The organism is Ensifer sp. ENS06 (assembly GCF_014852205.1).
Lineage (GTDB): Bacteria > Pseudomonadota > Alphaproteobacteria > Rhizobiales > Rhizobiaceae > Ensifer > Ensifer adhaerens.
Genome location: NZ_JACVBC010000070.1, coordinates 1 through 258 on the forward strand (window position 1 = coordinate 1; position 258 = coordinate 258).

Below are 258 nucleotides of genomic sequence, written 5' to 3' on the forward strand. Positions count from 1 at the left end.
TGGTCGATCTTGCGGCCGAGCGTGGCGGCAACTGCGACCTGACCGTCGCCGATCAGCGGGTCGTCTCCGACAACGGCGTCGTCGTCATCGGCTATACCGATTTCCCGAGCCGCATGGCCGCGCAGGCGTCCACGCTCTACGCCACCAATATCCGCCATATGCTGACCGACCTGACGCCGGGCAAGGACGGCAAGCTCGTCCACAACATGGAGGACGACGTCATCCGTGGCGCGACCGTCACCTTCGAGGGTGCGATCA

Annotated in this window: 1 pseudogene; it reads left to right on the plus strand. The window is 65.1% G+C overall.

The annotated features are described in order from the left end of the window. Positions 1-258, plus strand: a pseudogene (locus IB279_RS36890) (NAD(P)(+) transhydrogenase (Re/Si-specific) subunit alpha); the annotation flags it as partial.